The sequence below is a fragment of the Pseudoalteromonas luteoviolacea genome (assembly GCF_001750165.1).
Taxonomy (GTDB): domain Bacteria; phylum Pseudomonadota; class Gammaproteobacteria; order Enterobacterales; family Alteromonadaceae; genus Pseudoalteromonas; species Pseudoalteromonas luteoviolacea_G.
In genome coordinates this window covers 4,688,616-4,710,000 of record NZ_CP015411.1, presented here as the reverse complement: position 1 = coordinate 4,710,000, position 21,385 = coordinate 4,688,616, and the positions used below count along the sequence as shown (strand labels likewise).

Annotated in this window: 15 protein-coding genes and 2 rRNA genes (1 of these 17 running past the window's edge); 10 read left to right on the top strand and 7 right to left on the bottom strand. The window is 45.1% G+C overall.

Translation table 11 applies throughout. The features are described 5' to 3' along the window. Both S4054249_RS20020 and rrf read left to right on the top strand, forming a co-directional pair. Positions 1-889: ribosomal RNA gene (locus S4054249_RS20020) — 23S ribosomal RNA — on the top strand (it extends 1,993 nt beyond the left edge of the window). Between the two features lie 180 nt (positions 890-1,069). Continuing rightward, a 5S ribosomal RNA gene (gene rrf, locus S4054249_RS20015) occupies positions 1,070-1,184 on the top strand. A gap of 322 nt (positions 1,185-1,506) precedes the next feature. Here the strand turns inward: rrf and S4054249_RS20010 are convergent. Continuing rightward, complete coding sequence (locus S4054249_RS20010; protein WP_046354558.1) at positions 1,507-2,160, bottom strand: XRE family transcriptional regulator; 654 nt, start codon at positions 2,158-2,160, stop codon at positions 1,507-1,509. Between the two features lie 246 nt (positions 2,161-2,406). Between S4054249_RS20010 and S4054249_RS20005 the strand changes: the two genes are divergently transcribed. From S4054249_RS20005 to S4054249_RS19995, 3 genes are all read left to right on the top strand, one after another. Then, positions 2,407-3,345 carry a class I SAM-dependent methyltransferase gene (locus S4054249_RS20005; protein ID WP_046354559.1) on the top strand — a complete coding sequence of 313 codons (939 nt, stop codon included), beginning with the start codon at positions 2,407-2,409 and terminating at the stop codon, positions 3,343-3,345. A gap of 132 nt (positions 3,346-3,477) precedes the next feature. Then, a complete protein-coding gene (locus tag S4054249_RS20000; RefSeq protein WP_046354628.1) occupies positions 3,478-4,224 on the top strand; it encodes a substrate-binding periplasmic protein in 747 nt (248 codons plus the stop codon). 379 nt (positions 4,225-4,603) lie between these two features. Then, positions 4,604-6,223, top strand: a complete 1,620-nt coding sequence (locus S4054249_RS19995; protein WP_063881494.1) for a glycosyl hydrolase family 18 protein — start codon at positions 4,604-4,606, stop codon at positions 6,221-6,223. A 76-nt stretch (positions 6,224-6,299) separates the two neighbouring features. Here S4054249_RS19995 and S4054249_RS19990 read toward each other — a convergent pair whose 3' ends face one another. After that, on the bottom strand, positions 6,300-7,616 hold the full coding sequence (locus tag S4054249_RS19990; protein ID WP_052960848.1) for a trypsin-like serine protease: 1,317 nt from the start codon (positions 7,614-7,616) through the stop codon (positions 6,300-6,302). Positions 7,617-8,014: 398 nt separating this feature from the next. Between S4054249_RS19990 and S4054249_RS19985 the strand changes: the two genes are divergently transcribed. After that, positions 8,015-8,980: a GlxA family transcriptional regulator gene (locus S4054249_RS19985; RefSeq protein WP_052960849.1), complete on the top strand. Its 966-nt coding sequence runs from the start codon at positions 8,015-8,017 to the stop codon at positions 8,978-8,980. Further along, complete coding sequence (locus S4054249_RS19980) at positions 8,977-9,948, top strand: DJ-1/PfpI family protein (RefSeq protein WP_080928275.1); 972 nt, start codon at positions 8,977-8,979, stop codon at positions 9,946-9,948. Before S4054249_RS19985 ends, S4054249_RS19980 begins: the two co-directional genes overlap by 4 nt. On the opposite strand, the gene S4054249_RS19975 is transcribed toward S4054249_RS19980, so the two are convergent. After that, complete coding sequence (locus tag S4054249_RS19975) at positions 9,945-12,308, bottom strand: family 20 glycosylhydrolase (RefSeq protein ID WP_046354560.1); 2,364 nt, start codon at positions 12,306-12,308, stop codon at positions 9,945-9,947. The genes S4054249_RS19980 and S4054249_RS19975 overlap by 4 nt on opposite strands. Positions 12,309-12,404: 96 nt before the next feature. Further along, on the bottom strand, positions 12,405-13,211 hold the full coding sequence (locus tag S4054249_RS19970) for an AraC family transcriptional regulator (RefSeq protein WP_046354633.1): 807 nt from the start codon (positions 13,209-13,211) through the stop codon (positions 12,405-12,407). Between the two features lie 74 nt (positions 13,212-13,285). Between S4054249_RS19970 and S4054249_RS19965 the strand changes: the two genes are divergently transcribed. Then, entirely contained in the window at positions 13,286-14,476 is a 1,191-nt protein-coding gene (locus S4054249_RS19965) for an MFS transporter (RefSeq protein WP_046354561.1), read from the top strand. Positions 14,477-14,544: 68 nt separating this feature from the next. Here S4054249_RS19965 and S4054249_RS19960 read toward each other — a convergent pair whose 3' ends face one another. Beyond that, entirely contained in the window at positions 14,545-16,605 is a 2,061-nt protein-coding gene (locus tag S4054249_RS19960; RefSeq protein ID WP_046354562.1) for a glycoside hydrolase family 97 protein, read from the bottom strand. 161 nt (positions 16,606-16,766) lie between these two features. Between S4054249_RS19960 and S4054249_RS19955 the strand changes: the two genes are divergently transcribed. Together S4054249_RS19955 and S4054249_RS19950 are read left to right on the top strand one after the other, a co-directional pair. After that, complete coding sequence (locus S4054249_RS19955; RefSeq protein ID WP_145925059.1) at positions 16,767-17,459, top strand: methylamine utilization protein; 693 nt, start codon at positions 16,767-16,769, stop codon at positions 17,457-17,459. Next, the gene (locus S4054249_RS19950) at positions 17,452-18,711 is read left to right on the top strand and encodes a hypothetical protein (RefSeq protein WP_230851888.1); all 1,260 of its coding nucleotides are present in this window, start codon (positions 17,452-17,454) and stop codon (positions 18,709-18,711) included. Before S4054249_RS19955 ends, S4054249_RS19950 begins: the two co-directional genes overlap by 8 nt. 34 nt (positions 18,712-18,745) lie before the next feature. Here S4054249_RS19950 and sthA read toward each other — a convergent pair whose 3' ends face one another. Together sthA and S4054249_RS19940 are read right to left on the bottom strand one after the other, a co-directional pair. Further along, positions 18,746-20,083: a Si-specific NAD(P)(+) transhydrogenase gene (gene sthA / locus S4054249_RS19945; RefSeq protein ID WP_230851925.1), complete on the bottom strand. Its 1,338-nt coding sequence runs from the start codon at positions 20,081-20,083 to the stop codon at positions 18,746-18,748. Positions 20,084-20,227: 144 nt separating this feature from the next. Next, positions 20,228-21,361, bottom strand: a complete 1,134-nt coding sequence (locus S4054249_RS19940) for an acyl-CoA desaturase (protein WP_046354564.1) — start codon at positions 21,359-21,361, stop codon at positions 20,228-20,230. Between the last annotated feature and the right edge of the window lie 24 nt (positions 21,362-21,385).

Here is a 21,385-nt window from a genome sequence, read left to right as displayed (position 1 = left end):
TTGAAATCGCAGTGAAGATGCTGTGTACCCGCGGCTAGACGGAAAGACCCCGTGAACCTTTACTACAGCTTGGCACTGAACATTGACCCTACATGTGTAGGATAGGTGGGAGGCTTTGAAGCACAGTCGCTAGATTGTGTGGAGCCGACCTTGAAATACCACCCTTGTAGTGTTGATGTTCTAACTTAGGTCCCTAATCGGGATTGAGGACAGTGCCTGGTGGGTAGTTTGACTGGGGCGGTCTCCTCCCAAAGAGTAACGGAGGAGCACGAAGGTTGGCTAAGTACGGTCGGACATCGTACGGTTAGTGTAATGGTAGAAGCCAGCTTAACTGCGAGACAGACACGTCGAGCAGGTACGAAAGTAGGTCATAGTGATCCGGTGGTTCTGAATGGAAGGGCCATCGCTCAACGGATAAAAGGTACTCCGGGGATAACAGGCTGATACCGCCCAAGAGTTCATATCGACGGCGGTGTTTGGCACCTCGATGTCGGCTCATCACATCCTGGGGCTGAAGTCGGTCCCAAGGGTATGGCTGTTCGCCATTTAAAGTGGTACGCGAGCTGGGTTTAGAACGTCGTGAGACAGTTCGGTCCCTATCTGCCGTGGGCGTTTGAGAATTGAGAGGGGCTGCTCCTAGTACGAGAGGACCGGAGTGGACGAACCGCTGGTGTTCGGGTTGTTATGCCAATAGCATTGCCCGGTAGCTACGTTCGGAATCGATAACCGCTGAAAGCATCTAAGCGGGAAGCGAGCCTCGAGATGAGTTCTCACTTTAACTTAGAGTTAACTGAAGGGCCGTTGAAGACTACAACGTTGATAGGCGAGATGTGGAAGTGCTGTGAGGCATTGAGCTAACTCGTACTAATTACCCGTGAGGCTTAACCATACAACGCCAAAGTGGTTTTAAGCTTGTTAGAAGTTAAGAATAGAAAGTAGACGATAAGAATTTAATTACGCTTCCAGATTTTAGCATTGTGAATAGATAAACTCTTATGAGGCATCAATTCACCTTGCGCAAATGAAATGACAAAAAGACGTCATTAGCCATTTGCACGACAAGAATTTGCTTGGTAACCATAGCATTTTGGAACCACCTGACTCCATGCCGAACTCAGTAGTGAAACGAAATAGCGCCGATGATAGTGTGGGGTTTCCCATGTGAAAGTAGGACATTGCCAAGCGCCAAATAAAAGAAACCCGTTGCAGAAATGCGACGGGTTTTTTTGCGTTTAAGTTCCTTAGCAGCGGTTAAACTCGCTTATTTCACCTTGCGCAAAAAGAGCGTACTCACTGCGTTCGCTGTCGCTAACCTTTTGCACGATAATCACCTTGCGCAAAAAGAGCGTACTCACTGCGTTCGTTGTCGCTAACCTTTTGCAAGATAATCACCTTGCGTCTCTTTGATGTAGAGTATTTGTTTGATAAGAAATGTCGGAGAGTAGGATAGAAGAGGTGGCTGATATAATGCCACCACAATGTCCCGTTTGATGTTTTACGAAGGGGCTACAAACTACGCCCACACCAGACTATACGTCCAGCAACGCCGTGATGCTCTGCATTTTGGGAGTTTATTTGCCAGCTTGGATAATCTGGGTTATCACTGATCACTGCAATATGATCTGATTTTTGTTGAAGTCTTTTAGCCATTAATCCATCTTGAGTTTGAATAATATAAACCCCTGCTTTACTTGGTTGCTGTTGGCTTAAATCAACCAATACCATGTCACCATGTTCTAGGGTAGGTAACATACTATCACCACGCACTGAAACAAAAGCCAAGCGGTCACTGTGAACACCTAGCTGTGATTGCAGCCAGCGCTTATTTAGTGCAAATTGTTCGGTAATATCTTCTTGACCATTAATAGCACCAAATCCCGCACTGGCTTCAACGTCCAATTTAGGCACGACGAGTAAATCTTCTTGGCTGTGCTGTGTTGGCGCATCCGCTGCCTGTACACCTGTTAATAACCAGTTTAAATCAACAGAAAATAGGCTATATAGGTGCTCAAGATAGGCCATTGAAGGGCGGCCAAGGCCTTGGCAAATACGATAAATATGTGATGGTGATTTACCTGTCAATTCGGCAAACTGACGTTTATTACCGCCAGCAAATTGTTCAACTAGGGTCACAAAACGGCGAGAAAATGCGGTACTCATGAACTTACTCTCACTAGCAAAATGGTCAAAAGCTTAAGGGTACTCGCGTGGTAGAGTTGTGTACAGGGTATTTATTCTAAGTGGTTTTTTATTGTTCAATATTTAAATTGGTTAGTGATATTACCTTTGCTGTACATCACAATCATGACGTTGAAACTTTTAATTCTGCTAATGAACTAAATCATTTTGGCATTCGTATTAATTTAAGTAAAATTGCGTTCAAATTTAAATTTTAGCGATTATTGTATGCAATTTGATTTTTCACCTCTACAGCAGGTGTTTTCACAATTAACTGAGCTTCCCGATGAGGCTGCACGTCTTTTCCATGGCCGAGGCCGATGCTACCCATCGCTTGAGCAATTGACTATTGATTGGTTGTCAGGGCAAATCATGTGTACAGTTTTCAAAGAGCAAGATGATGATTGGATGGAGGCACTTCGCCAGTGTTTACGCTCCTTTATAAGTCGCGGTGTGGAACAGAACAAGCTCACATGTGTCTTTATTCAACACAGGTATCGGCAAGATAATTCAGTAGAGGTCTTGTTTGGTGCGCTTGAAGAGCAAGTTGTCATTACTGAGAATGACTTAAAGTTTGAATTGTCACTTGGTAAAAAGCAAAACACAGGTTTGTTTTTGGATATGCGTAACGGCCGTAGCTGGGTGAAAGAGCATAGCGAAGACAAAAAAGTGCTTAATCTATTCGCATATACTTGCGGCTTTTCTGTCGCAGCAGTGGCTGGCGGTGCCAAGCAAGTGGTTAATTTGGATATGGCCAAAGCGGCTCTAAAACAAGGGAAACGTAATCATCAGCTCAATGAGCATACATTAGAAAATATTTCTTTCTTAGGACATGACCTTTTTAAATCTTGGGGTAAATTGCGTAAATTTGGTCCTTATGACTTAGTGATCATTGACCCTCCTACCTTCCAAAAAGGCAGTTTTGCACTGACTAAGGATTATCAGCGTATTCTACGAAAACTACCAGAATTACTTTGTCCTGAGGCAACTGTACTTGCCTGTGTGAATGATCCCTCGGTTCAAAGTCAATTTCTGATTGATGAAATGCATAGGGAAGCGCCATCAATGCTGTTTATTGAGCGTCTTGAAAATCCGTCTGTATTTGAAGATATTGATCCACAAGGTGGATTAAAGTGCTTAGTTTTTCGTAACGAATATGGCGTTTGATAATTGGTGTATTGTTTCAGCGAGAAAGGCCTCATTTAGCAGCTACACTTATATAATGGTTGCGTAATTAGTTAGGCGTTTGTGCGAATATATTGCTTGGTAAGTCTTGTTGCACTGATAGCTAGCTGGCACGTGTCAGCAGCTCAGCACTCTACTGATCATCTCAGCCCTGTGTGTGACACTAAAGCCAAAGTTGGTGTGGTTGCTGGCTGGCCTCCATTGACTAGCGTGAGCGATGAAGGCGTTGCACTGGGGCTTGATATAGATATTGCAAAAATCGTGTTTGAGCGTGTAGGTATTTGTATTGAGTTTGTACGTTTGCCCTCAGCAGCTCGCAGTTTTGCTCAGTTGACCAAAGGGGTTGTCGATGTTGTACTGATGGTGAGTTATACCTTCAAACGCAAGCAGTGGGGACATTTTACGCTGCCGTATCGCATGGAAAGAATGCGGTTATTTTCTTTAAAGCCACCTGAATTAGTTTACTCGCTAATGGCTTTATTGAGCTCTGAAGCCACAATTGGTTTGAGTATTGGTTCCTATTATGGTGAAGAGATTAAATCTTTGGCCAATCAAGATCGGTTTGGAAATCAATTCATCGGTATTTCAACGATTCAAAGACGCATCGAGTTGCTTGCCAAACAGCGTGTTGATTTTATTATTGAAGATGAAATTACAGGTAATTACCTTAGTCACAAGTGGAGTGAAAAGCCCATTCATGTTTGGGATTATCCGGTCCACGATAACGAAGTGCATTTTTTATTACGCAAGGAAAAGTTCACACCGTCAGAGCGGTTAAAAATAGACCTGGCAATTGTTGAATTACAGCAGCAGATCACTGCTTTGGTTTCCCGCTATCGTCAACTTGGTCAGGCAAAGTAAGGGGGAAGGTATTGGTTGGATAGCTAGGTCAGCTTTGTTTTGGCCATGAAGTGTTAAGGACTTATGCTCAGACAGCAAATATCTGAGTATCGTCAGTGACATTTATACATTTCGCTTGTGCTTTAATAGACAAGTACGACGCTTCACATTTTTATAGTTATTAATTTCCGATATATAGCTTGGCGTGTTTTCACAGCGCGAAGCTTGGATCCCGGTGTGACACATTTGCAAATATTATAATCTTTCAAGTTGAGAGTCGCGATATGGTCTGGGTGATTTTTATACAGTTTGTTACTCTGGAAGCGGGCGGGTTTATTATTGGATAACAGCCAGCCAGAGCTCGCCGTCATACGCTGGCTAACAACATGGAAATAAAGGTATGAAAACACTCAATTTAGCAGTCATGGCTGCACTTGGCCTTATCAGTGTGCCAACGATGGCATTGGACTGCAGTCAATTAAGCAATTGGCAGGCAACGAAAGTGTACACAGGCGGTATGGAAGTACAACACCAAGCAGCTAAATATACGGCCAAGTGGTGGACACAAAATCAAGATCCCGCGTTGTATTCAGAGCCACAAAACGTATGGCGTAAGGAGGGGATCTGCGATCCTGTTGGAGCTCCATTGCCTATCGTGAAGCTTGACACACCATTGGATCAAAGTCGCCATATTATTGCGTCTCCAGTTGTAATAAAAGCGACAGCTAGTCACCCAAAGAATGTACCAATCAAACATGTGGATTTCAAAGTCGATGATGTGGTGATTGCGACGGATAACACAGCACCCTATGAAGTAACATGGACAGCGACAGGCTTGGGCGAGCATGTGATCCAAGCTGAAGTTGTTGATAATGAAAATGGGCGGGCCAGCTCTGGTAAGCGTAATATTACGGTTGTGGCGGACGATGTTATTGTTCCTCCAAGTGGTTTTAAGATTGTCGGTTACTTTCCTAGCTGGCAAGGTCAAGTTGCCGACATTCAATTTGATAAGCTGACGCATATAAATTACTCGTTCTTGCTCCCAAATGCCGATGGGTCATTACAGCCACTTGAAAACCTAGCAAAGATGAAGCAATTAGTGAGTGCTGCACAAGCATCAGGCGTAAAGGTTGGAATTGCTGTTGGCGGTTGGAATGGGGGCGATGACAGTGCATTTGAGACTTTTGCCGCCAGTGCAGAAGGCCGTGCTACGTTTATTCGCAATTTAATGGCCTTTGTCGAGTTGCATCAGTTAGATGGCGTTGATATGGATTGGGAATATCCAGATCCTGGCAGTTCAGCTAATAATTATGCGCTGTTAATGAAAGAGCTCAGTGTTGAGCTCAAAGCAAAAGGGAAGTTTTTAACAGCCGCAGTGGTTGCGCTAGGTTACACCGGAGGCGGTGTTTTGGAGTCGGTATTCCAAGATGTTGATTTCTTAAACTTGATGGCCTACGACGCAAATAATGCAGATCATTCGAGTTTTCAATATGCATTAGATTCTATTGCATATTGGCAAGGTCGTGGACTCAGTAAAGAGAAAACTGTGTTGGGTGTGCCTTTTTATTCTCGTCCGACATGGCAAGCTTATCACACGTTGGTCGCACAGGATGCTGCGAATGCGTGTCGAGATACTGACGGCACCGCATATTATAACGGTATTCCAACAATACGTACGAAAACTCAGTTAGCGCTTGATAGCGCTGGGGGCATTATGAACTGGGAGTTATCCCATGATACAAATGGGCCCGCGTCATTACTGACGGCTAAATGGGAAGTGGCACAGGGAATGGCGCCAAGCTATCAATGTGATGGCAGTGGTGGTCCTGATAAGCCAACACAGTGTGTGGATATTCAAGTCGATCCAAATCAGTATGTTGTACATCCCAACTTTCCAAATGGCGACCATGCGGCTGCTGGACAGCGTATTCGTCATCAAAACAGCGTTTATGAAGCGAATTGGTGGACGCGATCAGTACCGGGGAGTGATGGCAGCTGGCAGTTCATCTGTCAATTCTAGTGGTAACTTGAGAAGGTAGTACGAAAAAAGCCGTGCACCCAGACGCACGGCTTTGATTGTCATGATAAATCTGTGCTTATTTTACGCAAGTAGGATCGTTGCCGATTAACTTCCAAGCACCATAAAGGCCTGATTCACTTGGGATATCGCCGCGAGTCCAATATCTCGCTTCATACTCAGAGCCACGGTAAGTGACACGATCTGGTCTGACATACACGGTATTTGCGTCCCACGTGCCATTACACACGTTAGAACCATCTGTTGCAGTAGCAAAAACACGTGCGACGTATGTGGTTGTGCTGCCGTCCACTTTAAAAGTTAATGTTGTTTGTGCAAGGCCAGGTGTTGCAGCGCTAAACTCGACACTTACCTTACAGTTTTGGTTTTGTGTCAGTGTGCTTGCAGAGCACGTATCTACCGTAGTCACCAAGTTGCTCGTGACACCTAATGCAGCGACATTCAGTTGATTAAAGGTAAATGTTGGGCTGCCAGTATTAGTGATGGTAAAGGTATGTCTTACTGTATCGCCAACCACGAAATCAGCTAGTGTCGTTTGCTCTTGATAGCCAACCTGTACCGGAACTGTCCCATTTTTGATTGACTCGATCCATTGGTCGTATACTGAAACGTCTGCGTAAACACCATAATTGTCAGGACGAGCACATCCTACACCCCAGCTTACTATACCAAGTTGAACGGTCTGGCCACCTGATTGAATCACAATCGGGCCACCACTGTCGCCATTACATGAGTCTTTTTGGCCTTGAGGGTAACCTGCGCAGAATTCCGTGGCGCCAACATTGCTGTAGTGGCCTCCAGTTTGACGACAAACAGCGTCAGAAACCAATGGTACGTTGACTTCATATAAATTAGTTGGACGTGTACCACCTTCTTGCAAGCGGCCAAGGCCTGCTACGGTGAGTAAGTCACCTTCACGTGCGTAGTAATCAATAGAAGATTGTGCAAGTGTCACGCTAGCGCCCTGAGTTGGGACTCGAGTCAGCTTTAACACAGCAATGTCATTGTGCAGTGTCGAGTTATTATAATTAGGATGCATATGCACTTGCTCAACCGCAATTCGATCACCATCGCTGCCGCCAAGAATAAAGCCCGCGACTTTAACATTTAACTCGCTTGCCGTTCTGTTACGCACACAGTGTGCGGCAGTTAGCACATAACCGTCACCAATATAACTACCACCACAAAAAGCGGTTGTGCCATTTGAGCGTAAAATTTGAGTATAAAATGGCCACTCTGCGGTGTCTGCGGGCATACCTCCTACAATGTTGGGCTGAATATCATCAAATGCGAAAGCGGGTAAACTGGCCACAATACCTACTGCCAATAGTGTGTGTCGCATTGCATTTTTAAATGAGTGTGTTGTTCCTTTCATGTTGTACCTATGTTGTTCACTTGTTAGACGAAATTAAGATACAACTAAATGTTGCAAAATGTATAAAAAATGTGATTGAAATGATTTCAATGGGTAACGTGTTATTTTTTGCAACTGCATGTTTTTAAATGATTTAAATTTCAATTTTCGTAAAGTTTTAAAATTCCATGTAAATATTAGTTTACTTTTTGAACACGTTTTGACGTGTAAGATGACACTCAAATTGAAGGTTTTGTTAAAGAGCTTGCGGATAGTAGCTGACACTATTAGCAAGAATGAAGACCACATCGTTATGGTGTGAGACTTTGTCGCTTTCGGTAAGTATGTCCTTTTTAGATAAGTTATAGTCATTACTGACATTTCTTGCTGCGATATGCTTATTTCCTAGGAGGTGCCTTATGTCACAAACCGTGGGTTTTTTTATTTATGATGAATTTCAAACTGTTGATTTAGCGGGTCCACTAGATGCATTTGCCACCGTAAATGATCTACTGTCCAAAGAAGCATATAAGTTAGTTACGATAGCGGATGAAATGCTGCCAATTCGTGCTGAAAGTGGTTTGAAGACATTGGCCGATGACACCCTCATAAATTGCCAGGCGCTTGATGTGTTGGTGATTATTGGCGGGCGAGGGTGTCATCGTGTCATCAATAATCAAGCCGCAATGGCACAACTACGTCGGCTGGCACAAAGTGCTAAACGCGTTGTGAGTATCTGTACTGGTGCATTTATTGTCGCAGCGCTGTGGCCTGAACGCGTACTCACATTGGCAACCCATTGGGACTTTTCACAGCGGCTTGCGGCGCAATTTCCATGTGTGCAAGTGGTGTCCGATAAGCTATTTGTACAAAGCGATGAAGTATATTCTTCGGGGGGGCTTACAGCGGGTATTGATCTTGCTCTGAGTCTCATTGCAAAAGATCATGGTGCAGCAATGGCACAACGCGTTGCACAATATATGGTGATGTATGTCAGGCGCAGTGGCGATCAACGTCAGTACTCTAGTCTGCTGAGCGCCCAACAAACGTTATCACAGCGCTTTCAAAGTGCCATAGACTTTGTACAAGACAATATCGATAAACCTTTATCAGTCGAAATATTAGCTGATCAAGTTGCGTTGAGCCCTCGACATTTCCAGCGGGTTTTTACAGAGAAAATGGGTATAGCCCCCATGCGCTTTGTACAAAATTTAAGGTTGGAAAAAGCCAAGGGGTTATTGTGTACATCTGAGCACTCGATAGCCCATATAAGCGTGTTGACAGGTTTTGGTTCACCTCCGTTATTAACTCGAAAATTCACCCAAGCGTATGGCGTGACGCCAACACAATATCGCGAAAATTTTACTGCAGAGGTTAACGAATGAAAAGAACAATCCTAGCATGGTTGATGTGTTTGTATTGTATGAAAGGGTATACCCACTCTACTGATGAAGATGCCTTTCATGTCGGTGTCTTGTTATTTGAAGGTGCTCAGGCCATTGATTTTGTGGGGCCTATAGAAGTGTTCGGTCAAGCAGGGTTCCGATTGACGACAGTGAGCAAGACGGGGAATGAAATCACCACAGCAATGGGGTTGAAGGTGACGCCAGCACAAAGTTTTGCAAATAACACTGTGTTTGACGCGGTGCTTATTCCTGGCGGTAATATCAATGGCGCTTTTATCAATGATGAACAAGTGCAAAATTGGATTAAAGCGCAAAGCCGCGAGGCGCATTATGTGATGTCTGTGTGTAATGGCGCGTTTATTTTGGCCAATACTGGGCTGCTGAATGGTCTTTACGCGACAACCATTGAAAAAGCGTTCGACAGTTTTGCACAGCAGTATCCTTTGGTAAAGTTGGCAAAAGATAAAAAGCTAACTGATAACGGTAAAATACTCACAACGGCTGGTTTATCCTCGGGTATTGACGGCGCACTTTCCTTGGTTGCAAAAGTGAATGGTATGCGATCTGCGCGTACTGTGGCGGCAAAAATTGAGTATGATTGGACGCCTAATGGAGGTTACATTCGCGGAAAAATGGCTGACCGCATACTGCCTGAGTTTAATGACTTACCTGAAAGCATTAGTTTAGCGTCTCGCACTTTCCACTATGGTGATGAGCAAAACTGGTATAACGGCTACACATTTGAGTTAAAAAATACCGAGTCTTCCGCGTTATTCTCATGGCTTAACCAGCAAATGACTAATGCAGGATGGCAAGCAGCCAGTACGGAAAATACACGTGCTTGGTCAAAACAGGTAGGCGAAGCACAGTGGTTACTGCATATGAGTGTAAAACATCAAACAGGATCCTTGTACACCGCACAATTGACGCTCAATCGCCAAATTTAGTTTATCGAAGGCGTCGTGCCTTGTTGCATCAAGCAACTATCTAATATGGCTTCGGTTAAATGATTCACCGCTAAAATGAGCTCGCCGTAACGGTGAGTGTGTTGCCAAATCTCAGCACGCAGTGCATTGATATCAGCACTGCGTGATTGGTTTTGGCAGTACTTTAACACTTGCAGACCAAGTTGAATGCTTTTTTGGTGTTGTGTCAGCATAGGCTGCAGTGCTGTCAAAGTACTTGATTGCGCAAATGTGGTCTTGAGTTTGGGGATATCCGCTAACCAACTTTGATACGCATTTTGCAGTGTTAAATAACGCGCTGGCGTGTCGTTTGTTTGCAAGTGCAGGTGCCACTGACGCAAATACAGGCTCTCTGCGGGGAGAAAATCAACTAAGGCAGCTAAGGGGGCTAGCTGGTGGTAGAGGTTTTGCTGATATTTGACATGATGGCGGGTGTAATACTGAGCTTGCTCGACCAGTTGGCTAAAGCGTTTAAGTGCGTCAACATCGCCTTGAACACTCAGCGCTGCCAGTCCCTGCTGGTGTTGAGCTTGATGTTTGAGGCCAATACGTTGAGCAGCAAACTGATCCAGTGTTTTTAAGCGCTGATACATCTGTTGCTCATCTTGTAAGCTTTGCGGTGACCAGAGTCGCTCTGCGATTGCATAGAGTCTTGGCCAAATTCTGAGATCAAGATTATAGGGCATAACCAGTTCAGTCCATATGGTTGCCTCACCACCGAGTACGCGCTTAGTTGCCTCTGCTTTGGGGTGGGTTGCAAATTGCGAAGGCTCTAGTTTAGGCACGATCGCAAGTGCGCTGATGTGATGTTCGTAAGGCGTATTGCCAATTAATATTTGACTTTGTTCAGGTTGGCTTTTAACAAAGCTAAGGCGTACCGGACCCATCCAAGTGTCAATGTCAAAACGTGTGACATTGGCGAGTGTTTCCAGTTGCTCTATTGCGATTAATTTACGGCCATTGATGGCCACATAGCCAATTTGGTTGTTATTCGTCGCTAACGCAAAGTGACCTGTGACTGGCGAGCCCTTGAGCCGAGAGATAGTAAATTGCCATGCCTGCCATTGTGTATCGTGACCTAGGTCCTGTTGTGTGATGGGTTGCTGTGGCATTGGATCATTGCGGTAGTGATAGCTGGTGTACTGAGGTTGGTCGATGTAAAAACCCGCAGACAGGACGCCTTTATGTCCCGCATTGGTTAATTGAGTTAGGGAATCAAACCCGCGCCAAGATTGGATCACCACGGCATTGTTAAGTGCTGGTTGAAAGATCTCATCCCAGCCCATCAGTATTTTGTTGTGGGCGCTCAGCAGTGATTGTACTTTGAGGTTGAAATGGTTGTGTAATGCAACGGCTGAATGGAGTCTTTGTGCCTGCATATACGCCAAAACAGTTTCGCTTTCTAGCCAATGATCGGGTTTGACTTCATCACCACCGATATGCACGTAGGGATCAGGAAAGATAGCAGCAAGTTCCTCGATGATATGTTTAATGAAGATATCAGTATTGGGATCACTGGGATCAAGTAAGGGTTTGAATACGCCCCAACCGCGCTCCATTTTATAGGGACCTGGGTTGGCCATGAGTTCGGGGTAAGCCACTGCCAGTGCAGAGGCGTGGCCGGGCAGATCAATTTCAGGGATCACGCGGATCCCACGGACGCTGGCATAGGCAACTATCTCGGTCATTTCGGCTTGGGTGTAGTACTGATTATTGGAGGCAAGTTGTTGTAGTTTAGGGTAATTAACACTAGCAAAGCGCCAGCCTTGATCATCGGTGAGGTGCCAATGCAAAACATTGAGTTTGGCAGATACCATGCCATTAATCTGGCGCTTAATATCATCGAGCGGGATAAAATGTCGGGCACTGTCGATCATTAATCCTCGCCATGCAAATCGAGGTGTATCATCAATGATCATCGCGGGGATCTGGCTTGGAAACTGATAGGCTAATTGCCTGAGTGTTTGCAACGCATAGTTGATCCCCCAATATTGAGAAGCATGGATCTTGATGCCTTTGGGGGTGATGGCTAATTGGTAGCTTTCGTTTTGATTTATACTCGGGTGCAGTGCTGAAGTGCCCGTGATGTCAAAAATGATATCAGCTCGGCCCATCTTTTGCGTGAAGCGTATATTACTGAAGGTGTCTCTGAGTTGTCGTTTAAGGTACTGGCTGCGTTGTTTTGATAAGTTTGGCAGGTATACACGCAAAGGCATACTGGCGTCAAATGTCCCTTCTTCTAATGTGATACTGTGCGGGTAGGGCATCAGGTGCAAATTAGATTTGGCTGCCCAAGCGGGTAAGTGAAAAAAGCCAATGATGAGCAGTACAAAACGCAGCATATCTATTCCTTGCTTGGTTATCAGAACACCAGTGTGGTGATTTTTTATCCATGTAAGTTACCAAAATCTGATAGAAAAGCACACTGTGCTTTGTGGCTAGGCCTTTATGTATTGTTTAGGAGGCACGCCTAGCACTTTTTTAAATGCGGTATTAAATGCGCTGCTAGACTCAAACCCTAACTGCTGAGCAATGGCTTGTTGAGATTGTCCAGCGTTGAGCATTTCTACTGCGCGCAGCGCTCTGAGCTTCTGCTTCCATTGGCTAAATCCCATGTCAAAGCTTTTGTGAAATAAGCGATTTAATGTGCGACTCGATGCGCCGACGGTTTGCCCCCATTGCTCCAGTGTGAGTGGACTACCAGGATTAGCGTAGAGCTCAGATACAATTGGGTGTAAGCGGGCATCTTGGGCTCTGGGAATAAAAAAATCGCTGGTGGGTGCCTGCTCCAAGCGGTCAATGAAGACTTCCACAAAGCGCAGGGTTTTATCATCTAAAGTGTAATTATCAGACCAAGTACAGATCTCCAAGATCATGGCTTTTAATAGCGGGTCTACCACCAACGACTTAGCTTGGCTACCCAGTACACATTGATACTTTTGATCTATGTACACACTGCGGAAATGGCCACCATAGCGACAATAGGTTTCGTGTGCGACATTCGGTGGGATCCACAACGCTTGTTGGGGTGGGATCACAAAGCTGCCTTGCGGCGTGAAAATGGTCATGACGCCATCACTGATGTAGGTGAGTTGACCCCATGTATGCGTGTGCTCTTCCACATGTTCCCACTCTGGCATAGTTGTCGCTCGAGGGAATACTGGTCTGCCTAATTGCTTACGTTTGAAACGAGATTTTACTTTTAGCCAAGGCTGATTTGTCTGTTTTGATAAATTCTCTGTCATATTTTTGGATTTTGGCCAGTAATAATTGAGCATATACTAGTCAGGCGTTTCACTCAATGTGCTTAGGATAATAAATGGAAAAACAACTATTTGGGCGGTTTACCCCCTCACCAATGAGCTTTTTAGTGTTAGCCACCATCGTTATGGCGATGGCATTCGCTGGTTGGACTGCCATGTTAAATAACTTTGCGGTGGAAGCGGCAGACTTTACCGGTGCAAACATGGGCATGTTGCAATCTTTACGCGAAATTCCCGGTTTTCTTGCCTTTACCGCGGTGTTTATTTTGTTGGTGTTAAAAGAGCAAACCTTTGCGGTGGTGAGCTTGTGTGTGTTGTCTATTGGGGTCGCAATTACAGGCTTTTTTCCGACCATTTATGGCTTATATGCCACCACCGTGTTGATGTCTATTGGCTTTCATTATTTCGAGACATTAAATCAATCATTGAGCCTACAATGGTTTAAAAAAGATGAAGCTGCCGAGAAATTAGGCAAGCTTTTATCTATTAAATCAATGGCTGCACTGGGGACATTTGCGGTGATCTGGGTGGGCTTTACTTGGTTGCAAAGTGACTATGTGTGGATGTATTTGTTAATAGGTGGCGCAGGCCTTGCCGTGACGCTATTTATGGCGATGACACATCGACAGTTTGTGGCAGCGTCACCACAGAATAAAAAGCTGATATTGCGCAAAGAATACAGCTTGTATTACTTGCTGGTATTCTTCTCCGGCGCACGTCGACAAATTTTTATGGTGTTTGCAGGCTTTTTGATGGTCGAGAAGTTTGGCTATGATGTCGCAGAAATTACCGCGTTGTATATGCTTAACCACGTCATTAATATCTTTTTGGCGCCAAAAATAGGCAGTTGGATAGGACGTATTGGCGAGCAAAAAGCACTGACGGTTGAGTACATAGGGTTGATCCTTGTATTTGTCGGATATGCGCTGGTGGAATCTTCACAGTTAGCGGCAGTGTTATATGTGATAGACCATATTTTCTTCGCGATGGCGATTGCATTAAAGACGTATTTTCAGAAGATTGCGCGACCTGAAGATATTGCCGCAACGGCTGGGGTGAGCTTTACCATCAACCATATTGCCGCGGTAGTGATCCCTGCTAGTTTTGGTGTGGTGTGGTTATACGACCAATCATTGGTGTTTTATTTCGGTGCTGCACTGGCTGCATGTTCTTTGTTATTGAGTCAGTTTATTACCCCGCACTTACGCAAATTAAATGCCGCTGAAGCAGCCTCAAACAGCGCATGATTCAGGCTGGACTGTGAGTCGTGTTATGAAATAAAAAAAGAGCAGAAAAACCTGCTCCTTTTTGCGTTTTAAAGGGCTTTAAAGCGAATTGCAGCGCCGCCGCTGGTGGCCAGTTGCAGTGTCAAACTGTCTTTGGCGGTGACGATTTGTTTTTTGATGTCCAGTGCGTATGGGTTATCTTGCCAATTGGCATCTTTGCCATCTTGATAAATGTGCGCTTCGTAGCGTGTATCTGCTGTTAAAAAGTCGAGTTTCACATCAACTTTTCGCGCATGTTCATCTGTAATTGCGCCTAAGTACCAATCTTTACCTGTGTACTTACCGCGAGCACGTTCTTGACGAGCAAATACCACATAGTCTCCGACTTCACCCGCCAAAGCGATGCTCTGTTCCCAGTCCGTCGGTACATCTTTGATAAATTGAAATGCATCCGGTTTTGCGAGGTAATTTTCTGGTAAATCCGCCGCCATTTGCACAGGGCTATATAACACCACGTATTGGGCAAGTTGTTTTGCGAGTGTGGTTTGCGGGCGGTTTGTTTTATCACCTAGGCCGTTAAAGCCCATGTCAAAAATACCGGGTGTAAAGTCCATTGGGCCTGATAGCATGCGCGTAAATGCCAGCATGGGAATGTGCTCTGGTGGGTTAGGTGGCGTGCCCCATGCATTAAACTCTTGGCCGCGCGCGCCTTCGCGGGTCATCCAGTTTGGATATGTACGGCGTAGCCCCGTATCTTTAATGGGTTCATGGGTGTTAATGCTGAGCTTGTATTTTGCAGCAAGCTTGATGTTGTCTAGGTATTCATTCACCATGAACTGACCATCATGCCATTCAAAGCGAGCATGGCCGCGCTCATCAATACGTTTGATATTGCCGCCATCAGCGACGTAACCTGTTTTGATTTGGCTGACATTATTTTTCGCGTATAGCTTAAATGCCGCGTCCATTTGGTTGCGATAGTTACTGACGTTGCCAGAGGTTTCGTGATGACCAATGAGTTTTGCACCCACTTTATCGGCATGTGCCTTGATGGCCTTAAAGTCAAAATCAGGATATGGCTGTGTAAAGCTAAATACGTCACCGTTATAGAACCAATCTCCGTCCCATCCGGTGTTCCAGCCTTCAACTAACACACCATCAAAGCCATGCTCTGCGGCAAAGCTTAAATATTTTTTGGTGCGCTCTGTGGTGGCACCATGTTTGTCACCGCTGCCCCAAGTGTGCTTGCCGATATGCATGCCCCACCAAATCCCTGTATATTTTCCTGGTTCAACCCAAGACACATCACCGAGTTTGTTAGGCTCATTGAGGTTTAAGATCAGGTGCGAGTTCAATAAATCTTTGGCTTTCTCACTAACTTGAATGGTGCGCCATGGGGAATGAAAGCGACCGTTGGTTTTCACCGCGATGCCATCAGACCATGGTGTTAAATCGCTTATGAAAGTACCCGGCCTGCGCTGATTCAGTGTCATACCGGCATAATCTACCAGTGCGGCTTCATGAATACTTAAGTGGATGCCGTGTTTGTTTTTAAATGTGAAAGGCGTGTGCACATGGGCAGCATTATGCAGTGGTGTGGTATTGTAAGTGTATTCATAGCGGTTCCAGCCTCGCGCCGGGACCCACCACGCAGTACTTTCACCACTATCCGTAATGCTGAATTCAGTAAGCTCGCGAGTAATATATCTGGCTTCATCTTGATTGACTTCGTAACGAAATCCAAGGCCGTCATCAAAGACACGAATACGTATTCGATATTGCACCGCTTTGCTGTCTTTATCTGCAAAAGTAACCAACAGTTCATTGTGGTGATCGACAATGTTTCTCGCTTCACCCCAAGGTTGCTGCCAAGTTTCATGATGCGATTTACGCTCAGCACTGCTGATATACAAGTTATTTCGCATTGATGGTGCCCTGGCAAAGTCAAACCCCAATGTGGAAGGGTTGATCACTGTTTGACCCTTAAAGGCAACTTGATATCTTGGCTGAGTGTGGTCATCACTGATAGTGAAGGTAAGCTGCTGGTCAGGGGATGAGACATTAAAGTTGGCAGCATACACAGCTGGTGAGAGTGTGAATAAACTGACCGTCAGGCAAACTGCTGAGCAAAATGAACTTGAATAGTGCATGTTTTTTCCATAAGGCAACGAGTTATTGTTAGCTTACGGGCTTAGTTTCGGGCCCAAAATGGTTTGCATACGTATTCAAAATTAAAATGCGATGAATGCATAATTTACGTCGTCCGGTCTATACTCAAATGAAAAATAAAGCCGGATAAGGATTGTGCTAGATGCAACTGACGCAGCAAGTAAATAAAGTAAATACAAAGCGAGCAAGGTGGCAATATGGGCTCATGCTGAGTACTTGCTTGGTATCATCATGGGTATTGGCCAAACCGATCACCGTGCAGGTGAAAGACGCTGAAGGGAAGGTGGTTAAAGATGCGGTGGTGTGGTTTGAAAGTGCGCAACTGCCACGGTCAGCCAATAAACTTCAACAAGCCTACAAAATGGGCCAAAAAGACCGAGCTTTCACGCCACATATATTGGTGGTCCCTAAAGGGGCTGAGGTATCTTTTCCCAATTACGACTCGATCTTGCATCACGTTTATTCGTTTTCCCCAGCACAACCGTTTGAATTTAAGCTATATCGTGATAGTCCTCAATCTCTCAACTTTGGTAACACGGGTGTTGTCGAGTTAGGCTGTAATATTCATGATTGGATGTTGGGCTATATTTTGGTGGTGGACTCCACCTATTTTGCGCTCACTAATGGACAAGGTGAAGCAATCATCGAACTTCCTGAGACCCCAATAGACAATTTAACGATGCAAGTATGGCATGAAGGGTTTGCCAATCTTGATAAACCCGAGAGCCAGACCATAAAAGTTTTACCTACCTCCAATTCTTTGATCTATCAACTTGATCAGTCGTTGTTTAAGCCCAAAGAAGACTTCTCAGATGAGTTTGATGATTATGAATAAAGTCACTTTAAATATGCTTGTTGCACCGTCTATGTGTTTACTGCTAGTCGGACTGATGAGTGCCCCGATACAAGCTAATGCAGCACAGCATAAAGGGCAAATTCAAGCCAGTTGGCAATCAAGTAGCGCCTATCCATCTTGGTATGCATGGGGGGCGTCGGTTAATCGCTTTGGTCAAGGAGATGATGGCGTTAATATCAGCAGAGCTTTGTTGCAATCTCGCTTTGAGTTGGGTGATAGCTGGGCGGCGCACAGCAGTGTGCAATATGTGCCTGATCCTGATGCCAAAGTTGGGTTTACTGAGCTATTTACAGAGTATAAACCTGTGGTAGAGGGCGCTTATCAACCGCAAGTACGCATCGGTGGTTTTTACCCGAAAATGTCCTTGGAGAATCCGGATGTTGGCTGGTCTTCGCCATATAACTATGGCTACTCTGCGATTAACGCTTGGCTCGGTGAAGAGCTCAGAGTGATAGGTGTAGAGGCCAGTATTAAGCGCAATGGCAAACGGTTGGCAAAACCCAGTTTGCACAATTGGCAATGGGTCGCAGGACTGTATAAAGGCAATGATCCGCTCGGTGCTGTGTTGGCATGGCGCGGATTTGCACCGCATGATAGGCAATCAGTCTTTAATGAAGTGTTGGCGCTGCGTCCAACAGCGGGCTTTATGACACCGCAATTGAGTAAACAAGCGTGGCAAATAGAGCCATTCACTGAGATTGATGGCCGTTTTGGGTATTATATTGGCGCTCACTGGAGTTATCAAAATCGTCATGACTTGCGGGCATATTGGTATGACAATAATGGCGATCCAGAAGTGCTTAGTTATAAAACGGGCCAATATGCTTGGGACACCAAATTTTGGAGCTTGGCGTATAAGTACAAGATAACTAAGCAAACGCATGTGATTGCCCAAGCAATGGCGGGGAATACGGCGATGGGGGTTTCTCGCGGCGTAGATAATGACTTTGACAGTCAATTTATACTGCTGACACATCGTTGGCAGCAATTTAGAGTCAGCGGCCGCATTGAGCAATTCAGAGTGCAAGACATGGATCATTGGGCGTTCGACCCGAATGAAAGTGACGGCGGCGCTGTGACGGTGACGGCTAAGTGGCGTTATTCAAAGCACTGGCGTTTTGGGATTGAGTTTCAATACCTAGAGACAAAAGTGGCCAATCGAGCTGATGATAATTTACCAACGCGTCAATTAGAACAATTATGGCGGCTCAGCGGGGAGTACCGTTTTTAATCAGCGGCTGATGATTCAGCCGCTTTCTGACTGGCTAATCACATAGTCTGTTGAGGCCATTGAGTGCTGCAACGCGATAGGCCTCAGCCATGGTTGGATAGTTGAAGGTGGTATTGACGAAATACTCGACATTATTACCTTCGCCTTTTTGCTCCATGATGGCTTGGCCGATGTGCACAATTTCAGAGGCGCGCTCGCCAAAGCAATGTATCCCTAAAATTTCTTTGGTTTTGCTATGGAATAATATCTTTAAACTGCCTACTTCAGTGCTGGCAATTTGCGCGCGCGCAAGATGCTTAAACTGTGCTCTACCAACTTCATAAGGGATTTTGGCTGCGGTCAGCTCTTGCTCTGTTTTACCAACGGAGCTCATTTCTGGAATAGTATAAATTCCTGTTGGAATATCTGTGATCAAACGCTCATCACATTGACCGTTTGCAATGGCATTGGCGGCAATACGGCCTTGGTCAAACGCTGCACTGGCAAGGCTTGGGTAACCGATGACATCACCGACAGCATAAATATTTTCTACTTGGGTTTGATAGTACTCGTTAACGCGCAATTGACCTCGGCCATCGGCTTTGAGACCAACTGTTTCTAAGTTTAAGCTGTCGGTATTACCCGTTCGGCCATTGGCCCATAAGATGCAGTCTGCTTTGACTTTTTTACCAGATTGAAGGTGTAAAATGACGCCTTTGTCACTGGTTTCTACCTTGGCAAACTCTTCGTTGTGACGGATCACGATACCGCTGTTCCAAAAGTGATAACTCAGTGCATCTGAAATTTCATCATCCATGAAAGACAATAATCTATCTCGTGTATTGATGAGATCGACTTTTGCACCAAGGCCTTTAAAAATGGATGCGTATTCACAGCCAATCACCCCTGCACCGTATACGATGACGCGTTGCGGATTGTGCTCAAGGCCAAGAATGGTATCGCTGTCGTAGACGCGCGGATGATCAAAGTCGATTTCAGGTGGGCGGTAAGGCCGAGAGCCTGTGGCAATCACAATGGTTTTCGCTGTGAGTACATCTTGAGAGCCGTCAAGATGCGTTACGCGCACGGTATTCGCATCAACAAAGCTGGCTTCACCTTGATACAGGTGAATGCGATTGCGATCGTAAAAACTTGAACGCAATGAAGACTGCTTGCCAATGACGTCACTGGCGTGGTTTAAAATGTCTTGAAACGTTAAGCGTTTTGGGCGCTCTGTAAAGCGGTACAAAGGATTGGCTTTATACTCAATAAGACGGCTAACAGAATGCCTAAGCGCTTTTGAAGGAATGGTACCCCAATGGACGCAGCCACCGCCGACAGATGTTTGTTTTTCTATCACAGCTACTTTACGCTGGCTTTTCGACAAGTTCATGGCTGCACCTTCACCACCAGGGCCTGTACCAATGATAATGGCATCATATTGAAAAGATTGCGCGGGTTGTTCGCTAGGTTTGTCTTTGGATTTAGTCACGGCCTCGCCTTACTTGCTAATTGGGGAGGCCGAGAAGAGGTGCGGTTAGGTCGCTGCGCCTTTTAACAGCCTCGAGTTCAGTGCCAACCATGCCTGTTTTTGTGAATGCCACGCTTGCTCTAATTCCGAGTATTGTTTGTGTAGCGCAGATTGTTCACACTGTTCTAAAACGGCATGCTTTTTAGCTTCGAGTAATTGTTTTTGAATCGCACAAAAGTTCTGCAACTTTTTCAAAAGCAAATCATATTCTTGTTGTAACAATGTAAGCTTATCTTGTGCCAAAGGCAATTTTGCAAGGGTAACTTTTGTTTTATTCAACAAGGTTTCTGCCTTGGCCTTTTCAATGCGCTCAACTGGCGTACGCTTTAATTTGCTGGCAAGGCCAAAGAATGACAGAGCACGGATCATCCATTTCGTTGGGTCATAATGATACCAGCGGATCCCATTACGGTAGTCACTTGCAAAGATGTGGTGGAAGTTGTGATAACCTTCACCATACGTTAGTAACGCTAAAAAGCCATTGTCACGAGCGGTATTTTTCTCTGTGTATGGGCGACTTCCCCAGATATGTGCCAGAGAATTGATGAAAAAAGTAAAGTGTTGAGATAGCACTAAGCGCAGCACACCGGCTAATAGCAACATGCCAAATACATCGCCCAGTGCCAGTCCAAGTAGTAATGGGATACCAATATTAGTTAGTAGTACGAGTTTTAAATAATGTTTGTGTTGCCACATCACGATTTTATTGCGTTGCAAATCCCGTGCATTATTGTAATCACCATAACTTTCCCCTTGGTAATCACGCAGCATCCAGCCAATATGGCTGTACCAGAATCCGCGGGTAGCGGCATAAGGGTCTTTTACAGGATCATCTACTTGGCCATGGTGTACGCGGTGATCACTACTCCAATGAAGAATACTATTTTGCAAAGCAAAAGCTCCGCCCAGCGCAAAAAATACTTGAATCACAGGATGTGTTTCATAGGCTTTGTGTGCCCAAAGGCGGTGGTAACCGGCGGTGATGGACATGCCAGCGTAAAACATACAAGCAACAAATGCTAACCAGTGGGTAAGGGTATACCCATATTCAAATCCGTACCAAGGCACTAAGGTCACGGCGGCTAAAAAAGACAGACTAAAAAAGATTACATTGGTCCAAATAATAGGCGGTTTCTTCATTTTTAAAAATCTCAGCGTACACTT